Origin of the sequence: Sulfuriflexus mobilis, from assembly GCF_003967195.1 — a bacterium.
GTDB classification, from domain to species: domain Bacteria; phylum Pseudomonadota; class Gammaproteobacteria; order AKS1; family AKS1; genus Sulfuriflexus; species Sulfuriflexus mobilis.
Window position 1 is genome coordinate 1,727,388 of record NZ_AP018725.1, and the last position, 14,255, is coordinate 1,741,642.

The 14,255-nt window shown below is 52.8% G+C and carries 14 protein-coding genes and 2 tRNA genes; all 16 read right to left on the reverse strand.

Annotated features, from left to right (window positions below):
• Positions 1-227: 227 nt before the first annotated feature.
• Positions 228-863, reverse strand: coding sequence for an ANTAR domain-containing response regulator (locus tag EL386_RS08540; RefSeq protein WP_126455294.1), 636 nt, complete (start codon positions 861-863; stop codon positions 228-230).
• The gene (locus EL386_RS08545; protein WP_269471103.1) at positions 860-2,119 is read right to left on the reverse strand and encodes a glucose-1-phosphate adenylyltransferase; all 1,260 of its coding nucleotides are present in this window, start codon (positions 2,117-2,119) and stop codon (positions 860-862) included. The genes EL386_RS08540 and EL386_RS08545 overlap by 4 nt, the downstream gene beginning before the upstream one ends.
• Before the next feature lie 109 nt (positions 2,120-2,228).
• Positions 2,229-2,828 carry a molybdenum cofactor guanylyltransferase MobA gene (gene mobA, locus EL386_RS08550; protein WP_126455298.1) on the reverse strand — a complete coding sequence of 200 codons (600 nt, stop codon included), beginning with the start codon at positions 2,826-2,828 and terminating at the stop codon, positions 2,229-2,231.
• Complete coding sequence (gene moeA / locus EL386_RS08555; RefSeq protein WP_197722041.1) at positions 2,825-4,057, reverse strand: molybdopterin molybdotransferase MoeA; 1,233 nt, start codon at positions 4,055-4,057, stop codon at positions 2,825-2,827. The genes mobA and moeA overlap by 4 nt, the downstream gene beginning before the upstream one ends.
• Positions 4,058-4,235: 178 nt before the next feature.
• A tRNA-Pro gene (locus tag EL386_RS08560) sits at positions 4,236-4,312 on the reverse strand.
• A gap of 65 nt (positions 4,313-4,377) precedes the next feature.
• Complete coding sequence (locus EL386_RS08565; protein ID WP_126455300.1) at positions 4,378-4,734, reverse strand: MerR family transcriptional regulator; 357 nt, start codon at positions 4,732-4,734, stop codon at positions 4,378-4,380.
• Positions 4,715-5,014: an integration host factor subunit alpha gene (gene ihfA / locus EL386_RS08570; RefSeq protein ID WP_126455302.1), complete on the reverse strand. Its 300-nt coding sequence runs from the start codon at positions 5,012-5,014 to the stop codon at positions 4,715-4,717. Before ihfA ends, EL386_RS08565 begins: the two co-directional genes overlap by 20 nt.
• A 10-nt stretch (positions 5,015-5,024) precedes the next feature.
• A complete protein-coding gene (gene pheT, locus EL386_RS08575; protein ID WP_126455304.1) occupies positions 5,025-7,403 on the reverse strand; it encodes a phenylalanine--tRNA ligase subunit beta in 2,379 nt (792 codons plus the stop codon).
• 217 nt (positions 7,404-7,620) lie between these two features.
• Positions 7,621-8,658, reverse strand: coding sequence for a phenylalanine--tRNA ligase subunit alpha (gene pheS / locus EL386_RS08580; RefSeq protein WP_126455306.1), 1,038 nt, complete (start codon positions 8,656-8,658; stop codon positions 7,621-7,623).
• 123 nt (positions 8,659-8,781) lie between these two features.
• Entirely contained in the window at positions 8,782-9,135 is a 354-nt protein-coding gene (rplT, locus tag EL386_RS08585; protein ID WP_126455308.1) for a 50S ribosomal protein L20, read from the reverse strand.
• A 12-nt stretch (positions 9,136-9,147) separates the two neighbouring features.
• Complete coding sequence (rpmI, locus tag EL386_RS08590) at positions 9,148-9,345, reverse strand: 50S ribosomal protein L35 (protein ID WP_126455309.1); 198 nt, start codon at positions 9,343-9,345, stop codon at positions 9,148-9,150.
• 118 nt (positions 9,346-9,463) lie between these two features.
• Positions 9,464-9,982, reverse strand: coding sequence for a translation initiation factor IF-3 (gene infC / locus EL386_RS08595; RefSeq protein WP_126455311.1), 519 nt, complete (start codon positions 9,980-9,982; stop codon positions 9,464-9,466).
• A 3-nt stretch (positions 9,983-9,985) separates the two neighbouring features.
• Positions 9,986-11,911, reverse strand: coding sequence for a threonine--tRNA ligase (gene thrS, locus EL386_RS08600; protein ID WP_126455313.1), 1,926 nt, complete (start codon positions 11,909-11,911; stop codon positions 9,986-9,988).
• A gap of 243 nt (positions 11,912-12,154) precedes the next feature.
• Positions 12,155-12,231, reverse strand: a tRNA-Val gene (locus EL386_RS08605).
• A 220-nt stretch (positions 12,232-12,451) separates the two neighbouring features.
• The gene (locus EL386_RS08610; RefSeq protein ID WP_197722042.1) at positions 12,452-13,327 is read right to left on the reverse strand and encodes an NAD-dependent epimerase/dehydratase family protein; all 876 of its coding nucleotides are present in this window, start codon (positions 13,325-13,327) and stop codon (positions 12,452-12,454) included.
• A complete protein-coding gene (locus EL386_RS08615) occupies positions 13,320-14,213 on the reverse strand; it encodes a glycosyltransferase family 2 protein (RefSeq protein WP_126455315.1) in 894 nt (297 codons plus the stop codon). Before EL386_RS08615 ends, EL386_RS08610 begins: the two co-directional genes overlap by 8 nt.
• Between the last annotated feature and the right edge of the window lie 42 nt (positions 14,214-14,255).

Consider the following 14,255-nt stretch of genomic DNA (forward strand, 5'->3'; position numbering starts at 1 on the left):
AGACACCATTGTCAAAATAATTCATATTGGCCTACGTTGGCCGAGTAAAATGTACTGAACGTCTACTCTGGTATTTACTAGAGCAATTCGTGTGCCAATTGTTATTAAACGCACAAAACGCTAGAAAGTAAGCATTTTTGTCGCGATATAAACAAGATTACTCAATGTGGAAGATATTATTACCGCGTAACTTGCATCATCAAGGTGCTTATTGCACCGATATAGTGCTATTGCAAGAGTGATGAAATATCGAGGATCTGTTTGGCAATATCAGCGATACGGACATTTTTATCCATGGCCATCTTACGTATTAACTTATAGGCCGTATCCTCATCACAGTGTTTTTGCTTCATCACCACGCCTTTTGCCCGATCAATATCCTTGCGGTCACCGAGTGCACACCTGGCCTCGTTCAATTCCTTTTTAAGACGCTGGCCTTCCTGAAATCGGGCTATCGCCAGGTCAATAATTGGCCTGATACGATGCCGATGGAAACCATCGACCACATAGGCGCTTACGCCCGACTTGACTACGTCGGCGATGACATCCTCACTACTTTCTTCGACAAACATAATAATCGGTACTGGCCTGTTCTTGTTTACTGCCGATACGGATTCCAGCAGACTTTCATCTGGGATACTTATGTCGACCACTATCATGCCCGGCTGATAATCCCGCGCATGATAATAGATATCTGATTTGCGATTTAACTGCCGAATATCCCGATAGCCCAGCTCAGACATGACCTCGATAAGGTCATGTGAATCGCCGGAATCATCCGTAATCAAGAGCACTTTCTCCGTCATCGCTAATACAGCGTTGTTATCACTACTCATCTCGGTAAATTTTAACTTTGTACTCAAGGCTTAACATCTGAGCGCGACTTGCCGATCGCGATCACCCCATTAGGCGTTATTTTGAACTGTTTGCCATCCTCACTGGCAGAAAAACCGATTTTCGTTGCCGCCGCGATCACGACATCCTTATCGATAATACAGTTGCGTATATGTGCGCCATCACCCACTTTCACCCCATCGAACAGAATGCTGTCTTCAACAACGGCCTCATCGCCGATATGCACATTAGAAAACAAGATCGACTTCTGCACACTACCCCCGGCAATCACGGTGCCTGACGAGATAATCGAGTTTATTGAGATACCTTCATTGCCTAACACACCCGGGACAGTCCTTGCCGGCGGGTACTGTGGCTGGTGGGTACGAATCGGCCAGTCCCGCTGATATAAATCAATAGGAGGAACCGGCTTCAACAAATCCATATTGGCTTCGTAGAAATCATCCAGGTCAGCGATATTCCGCCAGTAACCATCCTGGCTCACCCTGCCCTCTGAGGCACCAAACTCATAAGCATAGACCCGGTGGCTGTCAATCAGACCTGAAATCACATCTGTCGCCAGCCCATGGGAGGATTGTGCCTGCTCATGGTCCTTGCTGAGCGCCTCGACCAGGAGATCCTTTGAGAAGATATAAATACCCAGTGAGGAAAAAGTCTTTTTATCCACATCATCTGGTGCTTGTTGCAAACATGCTCGGACACGCTGTTCATCATCCACCTGTAGTGTTAAACAGCCCGTCGCGCACATAGCGGCTGAATCTACACAGGCCATGGTCACATCGGCGTTGTTTTTCAAATGCTGTTGTAACAACACGGCGTAGTCCATTCTATATATATTGTCCCCGGAGAGGACGATCACATATTTTGCCGGGTTTCGTTCCAGTAGATAAAGATTCTGGTAAATGGCATCCGCCGTGCCGGCATACCAGCCGCTGCCGGTCCGCATCTGCGGGGGTACGGCCGTAATGTATTCACCCAGTTCCGGGTTATAAATCGACCAGGCATCACGCAGGTGTTTTTGCAGAGAATGCGACTTGTACTGGGTCAATACCAGTGCACGCCGCAGACCGGAATGCAGACAATTAGACAAGGGGAAGTCGATAATACGGTATTTGCCACCAAACGGCACCGCCGCCTTGGTACGCTCATCCGTTAAGGGAGACAGGCTCTCACCCGCCCCGCCGGCGAGGATAATGGCCAGGGTTTCTTCAATCATGCTATGACCTGTATTCAAACTATTTAATGTTCTGAATGCAAAGGCCATGCCGCTTTTATGCGGTCAATTCAGCGGAAATACACTTCAAAATGGTGCGCCAGGTGATATCAGCCGGTGTATGCGCACCCAGCTGGTGCATATCGATCGGTGCTGTGCGTCAGGGGGATTTGGTGAGTAGACGGATGTCTTCGGGACTGTTCAGGTTGCTCAGGCGTTGTGGCTGCTCGGAAAAGTCGACACGGGCATAGCCTGTGGCCTCAACCCATTGCATCAGTTTCAGGTCGCCTTGTTCCAGCCTCTTGCGGACGCCCTCATAAACACTTCTTTTCATCAGGTTGATCACCGGGTGGAGTCGCTGCGCATCCGTGGCAATGGCCATAGGCTGATCGCTGGCCTGCAAGGCTGCAACCATCAGGGCCAGAAGATTTACGGGTAACAAGGGGCTGTCACAGGGCACACAGAGTAAATAGGGCTTGTCTGTTGCGGCAAACGCCGCATCAATACCGGCCAGTGGCCCACAAAATCCTTCCTGTCTGTCGCCAATAACCGGATAGGAAAAGGCCTCGTATTGTTTAATGTTACGATTGGCGCTAATTACCAGGCTCTCGACTTGTGGTGCGATGATATCGATAACATGCGCAATCAGGGGCTTGCCATTCAGCTCGATCAATCCCTTGTCTTCACCACCTACACGACGACCCATGCCACCGGCGAGAATAACGGCGGCCACATCTTTATATGCTATGGGCTTTGTCACGAAAGCAATTCGAAAAAATCCAGCCAGGTGATGCTATCGCCCCGCTTGACGGTGGCGTGTTCGGGGATCTCGACCAGGCCATGCGCCCACACCGTTGAGGTTAACACCCCTGAGCTCTGTGATGGATAAAGTGTTGCCTTGACAACACCTTCATCAGTATGGAGTTGGGCACGGACAAACTCACGACGTGGACCTTCTTTCGGCCAGTCAAAGTCCGCCATCACCTGCATTCGGCGCGGCATGACATCCTCTATACCCATCATGCGCAGGATAAACGGTCGCGCAAACAAACAGAAGGTCGCAAAGGCCGACACCGGGTTACCCGGCAAACCGAGGAAGGCACTGTTGGCGACTTTACCAAAGGCCACCGGCTTACCCGGCTTCATGGCAACACGCCACATATCGACACTGCCAAGTTGATCCAGCGCGGCCTTGACATAGTCCTCTTCGCCGACTGAGACACCACCGGTGGTCATAATCAAATCAGCATTCTTCGATGCCTCTTGTAATGCGTTCACGGTTGCTGCAAGTGAATCAGGGATACTGCCGAGGTCGATAATTTCACAGTCTAATGTCTGTAGCAGACCGGTAAGGATAAAGCGGTTCGAGTTATAGATTTGACCCGGCCCAACGGCTTCACCCGGTGCAACCAGTTCATCGCCGGTTGAGAAGATTGCCACGCGCGGCTTACGCCAGACCGCGATCTTTGGGATACCCACCGAGGCGATCAAACCAACATCTTGTGGACGCAGGCGTGTACCGGCTGGCAGGATTTTTGCGCCGGCCTGAATGTCTTCGCCGGCTCGACGGATATGATCACCAACGCAGACCTCTGCATTCACCGTCAGGCTATCCCCTTCCTGCACGCACTGTTCCTGCATCACCACCGCATCAGCGCCCTCCGGGATGGGCGCACCGGTAAAGATGCGTGCGGCCTCACCGGCATTAAGCCTTTTCCCAACCGTCCCGGCCGGGATGCGCTGGCTAACAGTCAGGCCAGTACCCTTCGCAACATCTGCCGCGCGTAGTGCGTAACCATCCATCGCCGTGTTATCGGCCGGTGGCACATTGATCGTCGAATGCACGTCCTCGGCCAGTACCCGGCCACGCGCTGAGAACAGGTCAACCTGTTCTTTATCAACTATAGGCGTGGCACGTTCCAACAGGAAGTGAAGCGCCTCATCGACCGTGAGCATTTTGTCGTTAGGATTAAAACAGGGATCAATCATATCTTTCACTTCGGTGTATTAATTAAACGAAGGGGATAATAATCAGAGTATTGGTCGGGGCGAAAGGGTGAACCATGACCGATTGTCCTTAATGGACAATCGCAGCATGGTGAACGCCCAGCGGGCCGGCAATCCGTTCGTCCTCATCTACCAGCCGCGAGGCTGGATAAAATTAAATTGGTCGGGGCGAAAGGATTTGAACCTTCGACCACCGGCACCCCATGCCGGTGCGCTACCAGACTGCGCTACGCCCCGTTAGTGTGATCTTGCCACAGATCGACGTTTGGCTAAATACTAAAGGTTGGAAAAAACCCGACTAATCAGGTCTTGAGGATATGCAACAACTCTTCAAGTTCGGTACGTACCTGGCGAATGATCTGCTGGCTCTGGATAGAGTCATCCTTGGCCTCACTACCGGCCAGTTTCTGGCGTGCACCGCCGATCGTAAAGCCCTGCTCGTAAAGCAGGTTGCGGATCTGGCGGATCATGATCACATCCTGACGCTGGTAATAACGGCGGTTACCACGGCGTTTTACCGGCTTCAGCTGTGGAAATTCCTGTTCCCAATAACGCAGCACGTGTGGTTTGACCTCACACAGGTCGCTGACCTCACCTATGGTGAAGTAACGCTTTCCGGGGATCGCGGGCAGTTCGTTATTATTGCTCGGTTCCAGCATATGCTTCTACTCGTGACTTGAGTTTCTGTCCGGGGCGGAATGTCACCACACGACGTGCGGTAATCGGAATTTCTTCGCCTGTCTTGGGGTTCCGACCCGGGCGCTCATTCTTATCGCGCAGATCAAAATTTCCAAAACCGGAGAGTTTTACCTGGTGTCCTTGCTCGAGCGCACCGCGGATCTCTTCGAAAAACTGCTCGACGATCTCTTTCGCCTCGCGTTTGTTCAATCCCAGCTCCTCGAACAGGCGCTCGGCCATTTCTGCTTTTGTTAGTGCCATGCCCTGCTCTCTAATCTCTTAAAGTTGCATCATATTCTGACTTTAATGCCGATAACACCGCTTCCAGAACGGCCTCAACATCAGAGTCTGTAAGAGTGCGCGAAGTCGCCTGTAAGGTCAAGCCCAGAGCAAGACTTTTTCGCCCTGAATCAATACCTTTGCCACTATATACGTCAAATAACTCGAGGTTGTGAAGCTTATCCCCTGCTGCCATTCTAATTGTATTACAAACATTTTCGGCAGCGACCGCCTCATTTACGATGATGGCGATATCACGACGTATAGAAGGATAGCGGGAAACCTCAGTAAATCCAGGCAATTCACCCGCTTGCAGGGCATCCAGCGACATTTCGAAGGCAAAAACGGCCCCTGACAGGCCCATTTCACGGACCAATAGCGGATGCAGCGCGCCAATAACACCAATTTCCTCGCCATGACGACTGATTTTCGCCGTTTGACCGGGGTGATACACCGGATTTTCCGCGGCGACAAAGCTCACAGAGCCCAGTCCACCACTCATGGCCAGCAGGTCCTCGACATCCGCCTTCATATCGAAATAGTCAAAGCCCCGGCCCTCTACTGCCCACTGTTCTGTCAGGGCAGTCCCCGAGGCGACCCCAGCGATAGTTCTTTTTTCATTAATATCATTATCTTGCTTAATATAGTTAACACCACACTCGAAGAGCAGGACACGGTCCTGCTGGCGGTTAAGATTGTATTTCAGCGACTCAACCAGGCCCGGCAAGAGGCTGGTGCGCATGACGGCCATATCGGCCGCCAGGGGGTTGGCCAGCGCCATGGCCGTCTGCCCCGGGCTGAAGCGGGCCTGCATGGCTGGGTCGATAAAGCTGTAATTGACCGCCTCCTGGTAGCCGCGGTCGACCAGGCGCTGGCGGATACGGCGTAGCGGCAGCTTGGTCTCATCACGCGGGGCAATTTCCAACTCGGCCTGCGGGTGGCGGGTAGGCAATTGGTCATAGCCGTAGATCCGGCCAATCTCCTCGATCAGGTCAACCTCAATGCCGACATCAAAACGGAAGGCCGGCGGTGTCACCTGCCAGTCGCCTGTACCGGTTTCCACGTGCATGCCGAGTCGTCCAAGCATACCGCTGACCTCAGCGGCCGGCACGGTGATGCCCAACACACGTTCTATGCGCGCGGCGCGGAGGCTGATCGGCGTCGGTGTGGGCAAATGGGCCTCACTGAGCACCTCGATGACCGGACCGGGTTCACCACCAACGATCTCCAGCAACAGTGCCGTTGCACGCTCCATCGCCTGTCTCTGTATCTGCGGGTCCACACCTCGCTCAAAGCGGTGTGAGGAGTCTGTATGCAGGCCATAACCGCGCGCCCGGCCGGCAATACTCTCCGGGGCAAAAAAGGCGCTCTCAAGGAACAGGTGTTTACTGCTATCCGTCACCCCGCTATGCTCGCCACCCATGATCCCGGCCAGGGCCAACGGGCCACGCGCATCGGCGATCACCAGCGTATCCGGCTTGAGTGCTAGCTTGTTGCCATCCAGCAGTACCAGTGTCTCCTGACGAACTGCCTGACGCACCCATATCCCGCCCTGCAGCGTGTCGAGGTCAAAGGCGTGCATGGGCTGCCCCAGTTCCAACAGGACATAGTTGGTGACATCGACCACCGGGCTGATGCTGCGCAGGCCACTGCGACGCAGGCGCTCCTGCATCCACATCGGGGTTTGTGCCGAGGTATCGATATTGCGGATCACACGCCCGAGATAACGCGGACAATCTTCCGTAGCCTGAACCTCTACCGGCAAGGTGTCTGAAATCATTGCCGCGACGGCATCCATGGCCGGTTGCTGTACATCCATATTAAACAAAACGCCGGTCTCACGGGCCAAACCCGCCATACCCAGACAGTCACCACGATTTGGGGTCAGGCCCAGCTCAATACTGACATCGTCGAGTTTTAGATACTCTCGCACATCCGCGCCCGGTTCGGCATCCTCTGGTAATGGCAACAGGCCTTCGGCTTCTTCAGCCAGACCCAGCTCGGCGGCCGAGCACAACATGCCGAATGACTCGACGCCACGCAACTTGCCCTTTTTAATCTTCATGCCGCCGGGCAGTTTTGCCCCAACCAGTGCAGCGGGGACACGCATGCCGTTCGAGACATTCGCTGCACCACAGACGATCTGTAACCAGTCCGGCTCGCCCACATTCACCTTGCAGACGCGCAGACGATCGGCGTCCGGGTGTTGTTCAACGGCCATGACCTCACCGACAACGATCTTGCTGAACTCGCCCGCCACCGGTTCAATGGCATCGACCTCAAGCCCGGCCATGGTTAAACGGTGCCCGAGCTCTTCAGTCGAGACATCCGGGTTTACCCATTCACGTAACCATTGTTCACTGAATTTCATATCTTATAACTCACCGAGGTTAACGCAAAACACGTCAACACATAATCATAACTCACTAAATTTCGTTATTTTCTGACTCACAGATATTAACGCAAAGGTCGCAAAGACGCAGAGAACGCCAAGAAAACTCAAAATCAATGATATTTTTATATTTATAATATAAATAATTCTCTGCGACCTTTGCGTCTTTGCGACCTCTGCGTTTAATCCGATATTTCTATTTAAACTGTTCCAGAAAACGCAGGTCATTTTCAAAGAACAGACGTAAATCATTCACGCCATAGCGCAACATCGCCAGGCGCTCGACACCGAGGCCAAAGGCAAAACCGGTGTATTTTTCACTGTCGATGCCGACATGTTTTAATACGTTCGGGTGTACCATGCCGCAACCCAGCACTTCCAGCCAGCCCGTGTGGCTACAGACACGACAACCTTCACCACCACACATCACGCACTCGATATCGACTTCGGCCGACGGTTCCGTAAACGGGAAGTATGACGGGCGATAACGCAGCGCCAAATCTTTCTCGAAGAACTTCTGCAGGAAATCGACCAGCAGGCCCTTGAGGTCGGCAAAGCTGACGTTCTCATCGACCATAAAGCCTTCGACCTGGTGAAACATCGGCGTATGGGTAAGATCGGAATCACAGCGATAAACACGACCCGGCGCGATAACGCGCAATGGTGGCTGGTTATTTTCCATGTAACGGATCTGTACCGGCGAGGTATGTGTGCGCAACAACAGCTTTTCGTTCTCGCTGAGGGTTGCATCCATGTAGAAGGTATCGTGCATCGCTCGCGCCGGATGGTGCGCGGGAATATTCAGGGCCTCGAAGTTGTGATAATCGTCTTCGATCTCACGCCCTTCGGCGATCTCAAAACCCATTTGCACAAACAGGTCTTCTATACGTTCCATGACTCGCGTTACCGGGTGCATGCCACCACTGCGCACACCGCGCCCCGGCAGGCTGACATCGATCTTCTCTGCCGCCAGCTGTGCCTCCAGTGCAGCGGACTGCAAGCTGTTCTTGCGCGCCTCAATCGCCTCCTGGACTTTCTGCTTGGCATCATTGATGACCTGTCCGGCCTGCGGACGTTCCTCGGCCGACAACTTGCCCAATTGCTTCATTTGCGCGGTGAGCGAACTTTTTTTACCCAGATAGCGCACACGCACATCATCCAGTGCCTGCAGCTCACAGGCATCGGCAACGGCCTTCAGTGCTTCGGAAATAATCTGTTCGAGTTCAGTATTCATGCTTTGTAATTTTATTTTGAGATCTCTTCACTGAATCTTATTTATTGGAATGCATAAAAAAACAGGGGAAAGACTTTAGGCCTTTCCCCTGATGTATTTCACAAGCTGTTACGACAGTTTGATTTACAGGGCGGCCTTGGCCTGTTCTGCAATCGCTGCAAAACCTGTCTTATCAAATACTGCAATATCAGCCAGTACCTTACGGTCGATTTCGATCTCGGCCTTCTTCAGACCATTGATCATACGACTGTAAGACAAACCACATTCACGTGCAGCAGCGTTGATACGGGCAATCCACAATGCGCGGAACTGACGCTTACGCTGACGGCGGTCACGGTAAGCATACTGACCGGCCTTGGTAACAGCCTGAACGGCTACACGATATACATTCTTGCGACGACCACTATAGCCCTTCGCAAGTTTAAAAACCTTATTATGGCGTGCACGTGCAAGCGTGCCGCGTTTTACTCTGGCCATTAATCCTTCCCCTTAAACGTAAGGCAACATGCGGCGAATAGATGCCACATCTTTAGCGTTAATCATTGCAGCAGAACGCAGGTGACGCTTACGCTTGGTGCTCTTCTTGGTCAGGATATGACGACGGTGTGACTGGATACGCTTGAAACCACCTGAGGCGGTTTTCTTGAAGCGTTTCGCGGCACCGCGATTCGTTTTCATCTTAGGCATTGTCTACAGACTCCAAATTACTACATCTGACTTCGCATTTTCATTTGGCTTTCGCCATCATTACAACAAGCATTTAACTGGACACCTGGACCGACAAAGCCCGGCGGACAGTAGCCTGCTACTTCTTCTTTGGAGCAATGACCATCACCATCTGGCGACCTTCCATCTTCGGAAACTGTTCAACAGTTCCCAATTCTGCAAGATCCTCCTCGACGCGCTTAAGTAAATCGCGGCCAAGGTTCTGGTGAGCCATTTCACGACCACGGAAACGTAAGGTTACCTTGGTCTTGTCTCCCTGCTCCAGAAAGCGCTTCAGGTTGCGAAGTTTTACCTGATAGTCGCCAACTTCTGTGCCAGGCCGGAACTTGATTTCCTTAACCTGGCTTTGTTTCTGTTTCTTGCGCGAAGACTGTTGCTTCTTGCTGTTCTCGAACCTGAACTTGCCATAATCCATAATACGGCAAACGGGTGGTTCTGCAGCGGGCACAATCTCCACAAGGTCCAAACTGACCTCTTTAGCCTTCTCGAGCGCCTCGGCGATCTTTACAACACCTACCTGCTCACCATCCTGATCGATGAGACGAACTTCCGGTACGGTAATGTCTTCATTGAGACGCGTCTTCTTGTCTATAGCGATACTTCATTCCTCCAAAGATGCAATGCCACGACTCGCGTTTTCTGCGGCGAGGCGTTCTGCAAAGGCCTCGATTGACATCGAGCCCAGATCCTCACCGCCGCGCGTACGGACGGCTACTGCATTGTCTTCAACTTCGCGATCCCCCACCACGAGGATGTACGGGACGCGCTGAATTGTGTGCTCGCGGATTTTAAAGCCGATCTTCTCATTTCTCAAGTCCGAAATGACCCTGAGACCCTGTTTTTTCAGGATTTCTTCAACTTTTCGGGCATGAGCGGCCTGATTGTCGGTAATATTGCTCACCACGGCCTGGATCGGCGCCAGCCAGACCGGGAAGGCACCGGCATGGTGCTCGATGAGAATGCCGATAAAACGCTCCAGCGAGCCCAAAATAGCACGGTGCAGCATGACCGGCACCTGTTTGTCGCCGTGTTCATCGATATAGCTGGCATCGAGGCGGCCCGGCATGGAGAAATCGACCTGGATGGTGCCGCACTGCCAGACACGGTCGAGGCAGTCCTTGAGGGAAAACTCGATCTTCGGCCCGTAGAAGGCGCCCTCGCCCGGCTGCAGGTCCCACTCCAGGCCCTTGGCGTTGAGGGCCTGTTCGAGGGCGTGCTCGGCCTTGTCCCAGATCGCATCTGCGCCGACACGCTCTTCCGGGCGGGTCGAGAGCTTGATGATGACCTCGTTGAAGCCAAAATCGGCATAGACCTTGAACAGCAGGTCGATAAAGGTGCTGACCTCTTCCTGGATCTGGCCCTCGGTACAGAAGATGTGTGCATCGTCCTGGGTGAAGTTACGCAGGCGCATCAGGCCGTGCAGCGTGCCAGAGGGCTCATTACGGTGGCAGGAACCGAACTCGGCCATGCGCAACGGCAGCTCGCGGTAACTCTTCAGGCCCTGGTTGAAGATCTGGATGTGGCAGGGGCAGTTCATCGGCTTGACCGCGTAATCGCGGTTTTCGACATGGGTGGTAAACATCATGTCCTGGAACTTGTCCCAGTGGCCGGACTTCTCCCACAGGCTACGATCGACGATCTGTGGTGTGTGCACCTCGTTATAGCCATTCGCCTCCAGCACGCTGCGCACATACTCGACCACGTTCTGGTAGATCGACCAGCCCTTCGCGTGCCAGAAGATCATGCCCGGCGCCTCTTCCTGGGCGTGGAACAGGTCATGGCGCTTGGCCAGCTTGCGGTGATCGCGCTTCTCCGCCTCTTCAATACGGTGCAGGTAGGCCTTCAGGTCCTTTTTATTGGCGAAGGCAGTGCCGTAGATGCGCTGCAGCATCTCGTTATTGGAGTCGCCCCGCCAGTAGGCCCCGGCCAGCTTGGTCAGCTTGAAGGCCTTGAGCTTGCCGGTGGACGGTACGTGCGGACCACGGCACAGGTCGATGAAATCGCCCTGCTTGTAGAGCGAGAGCTGCTCACCGTGCGGGATACTCTCGATGATCTCGGCCTTGTAGACCTCGCCCATATTACCGAAGAAATCGATGGCCTCCTCGCGCGGCATGACACTGCGGCTGACCGGGATATCCTGCTTGACCAGCTCGGCCATCTTGTTCTCGATGGCGGTCAGGTCTTCCGGGGTAAAGGGACGCTCATAGGCAAAATCGTAGTAAAAACCATTCTCGATCACCGGGCCAATGGTCACCTGCGCCTCGGGAAAGAGGCTCTTCACGGCCTGGGCCAGCAGGTGCGCGGTCGAGTGGCGGATGATCTCCAGCCCCGCCTCGTCGCGCTCGGTGATGATCGCCAGCTCGACGTCGTTTTCGATGACATGCGAGGCATCGAGCACCTGCTCGCCGATTTTGCCACCCAGGGCGGCCTTGGCCAGGCCCGGACCGATATCCGCGGCCACATCGAGGATGGAGACAGGCTGAGAAAATTTGCGTTGACTACCGTCTGGTAGCGTAATGACTGGCATAACGTTCCCCTTTATCAGTGGCGACCCCTACCAAAGGCCGCGTGCGGGTTAAATTTAGAAGAATGGCGGATAAAAATCCGCCATGGGCTCAAAGAAGCCTTTCAGGCTTCATTATGCTGTCTCACAGAACGCCTATAGCGTTCTTCATGAGTTGCCCAGACTCACTGGGACAGTGAGTGGGGTATTCATGATGATGCCTGAAAGGCATCTATGATCCCTACACCTACGGTGTCAGGGCAAAATTGGTAGGCACGAGTGGATTCGAACCACCGACCCCCACCATGTCAAGGTGGTGCTCTAACCAACTGAGCTACGTGCCTAAAGTCAAACAGGTGGGCATTGTATAGCTTCAAAGGATTTTGTCAAAGCCCATTTAAGCCTTTGGTTTAAAAAAGAATAATCATCATACTATTTAGGCATACAGCTACCTGTACCCCTCCCATGTACAAGGATGACAGCGCCTATGGCAACCAACCTGAACACAACCCCCATGCAGGCCCATATTGAGAGGCATAGGCAAATGGCCATCATCACAATGCATTACTCCGGCAAATCCTGGCTCTCAAGCAGGAAGGGTCGTGGAGAAAACCCGAGGTCATTTTCAGCTTCTTTATGCTCAAACACCAAATCCCGGCTCATACGCTCGGCCATGGCGGTCGACCACTGCCGATAACGTGGCAAACGGCGCAATACAGTCACCATCAGATGGAAAGCCCAGAGCGGGACAGTCAGTAAGCGTGTACGACGATCAAGCGCAGTAAAAACACGGCCGACCATGTCACGATAAGTAAGTGTCTCGCCACCGGAAATATTATAAGCCCGGTTCGCCGCACAAGGTGCCTGCAAGGCGGCCAGACAGGCACCCGCTACATCCGCTGCATGAACAGGCTGCCGCAGGCCCTTTGCCTTACCAAACAACGGGAAAAAACCAAACCGCCGGATGAACCGGATAATCTCGGAGATGTTCTTGTCCCGCCCCAGGCCATAAATCAACGTCGGGCGCAGGATCACCCATTCCACCCCACGGCTCTCCGCCCACTCCCGTACACGCGCTTCTGCATCAGCAAGACGCAGAGCTGTGGCTTGTTCCTCCAAATCGGTGGAATCATCTTTGGTAAAACGGCTGGTAGAAGATAGTGCCACGACTCGTTGTGCTCCATACGCCGCCAATAAGTCAAAGTAGTCTGGCAGTACCCAAATAGGCGCGACACAAATCCAGTGCTCAATCTTATCCCCTACTTCCGTATGAGGATTAGAGAGAGGAACAATCGACCGCCACTCAATACCAACAGCTTCACTTTTTCTGGTTTGTCTCGAGAACGCCATCACTTGCCACTGCGATTCTGTCATCAATGACAGCAGGCACTCACCGACCAGACTTTTCGCACCTAACAGGCCAACGTGATTCTCATCCACGCCCGAGACCTAACCACTGTCCAGCGCGGCGTGCAGTGTAATATACCGCCACGCCGCCAAAACGCACCCAGACACCCAAAACAACAAGCCACATTAATACACCCGGATACTGATGCCTGAAAAATTTATGATAAAACCGCAACATACCCTTGTGCTTATGCCACTCGACAAAGATAGGCCTACTTCGGCTACACGTTCCCTGTGCATGAGTAATCTGAGCACTAGGCACAAACATAATCTTCCAGCCTTTTCGCCGAAATCGCATGCACCAGTCCAGATCCTCAACATGCAGAAAATAACCTTCGTCCCATGGACCTACATCATTCATCGCCTCACGCTTAATCAACATACAAGCACCAGAAATCGCCTCAACCTCAATCGGCTGATCGGGCAGAGGCTGCTTGTGCAAATGAAAATCAAAAAACAGACGAGGCCAACGACTTTCGAGATGGTATAGACCAAAAGCGCGTACAAAAGAACGCCAAGGTGTGGGTACGGCCCGACGGCCACCTGCTTGTTCTGTCCCATCCGAATTAACAAGCAAGCCCCCGACCATGCCCACGCGATCATCAACACGCATAGACTCTAATAATTTAACCAACATTCCCGGTTTGACTAAACAATCAGGATTGAGGAACAATAAGAACGGTGCTGCAGCAACATGCGCCCCGCTATTACAAGCTGCTGCGAAACCAACATTGGTTGGATTTTTAATTATCTGTACGCACGGCAATCCCGGCAAGGCATCCAAACTACTATCCGTAGATGCATTATCAACCACGATAATTTCTATTTCCAATGGACAATTCAGCAACGAATCGACGCAGTCACGCAAAAATTCACCTGCATTATAATTGACAATGATTATTGAAACGACGGCACTCATATTATGTTTTTACTCAGTTTTTGTTGAAACCATTCTATTTTT

Bases quoted from the DNA above. Each gene is read 5' to 3' on its own strand.
- pheS (WP_126455306.1), bottom strand. From the start codon at position 8,658: ATGAATACTGAACTCGAACAGATTATTTCCGAAGCACTGAAGGCCGTT.
- EL386_RS08565 (WP_126455300.1), bottom strand. From the start codon at position 4,734: ATGCTGGAACCGAGCAATAATAACGAACTGCCCGCGATCCCCGGAAAG.
- rpmI (WP_126455309.1), bottom strand. From the start codon at position 9,345: ATGCCTAAGATGAAAACGAATCGCGGTGCCGCGAAACGCTTCAAGAAA.
- rplT (WP_126455308.1), bottom strand. From the start codon at position 9,135: ATGGCCAGAGTAAAACGCGGCACGCTTGCACGTGCACGCCATAATAAG.
- pheT (WP_126455304.1), bottom strand. From the start codon at position 7,403: ATGAAATTCAGTGAACAATGGTTACGTGAATGGGTAAACCCGGATGTC.
- EL386_RS08545 (WP_269471103.1), bottom strand. From the start codon at position 2,119: ATGGCCTTTGCATTCAGAACATTAAATAGTTTGAATACAGGTCATAGC.
- ihfA (WP_126455302.1), bottom strand. From the start codon at position 5,014: ATGGCACTAACAAAAGCAGAAATGGCCGAGCGCCTGTTCGAGGAGCTG.
- moeA (WP_197722041.1), bottom strand. From the start codon at position 4,057: ATGATTGATCCCTGTTTTAATCCTAACGACAAAATGCTCACGGTCGAT.
- thrS (WP_126455313.1), bottom strand. From the start codon at position 11,911: ATGCCAGTCATTACGCTACCAGACGGTAGTCAACGCAAATTTTCTCAG.
- EL386_RS08615 (WP_126455315.1), bottom strand. From the start codon at position 14,213: ATGAGTGCCGTCGTTTCAATAATCATTGTCAATTATAATGCAGGTGAA.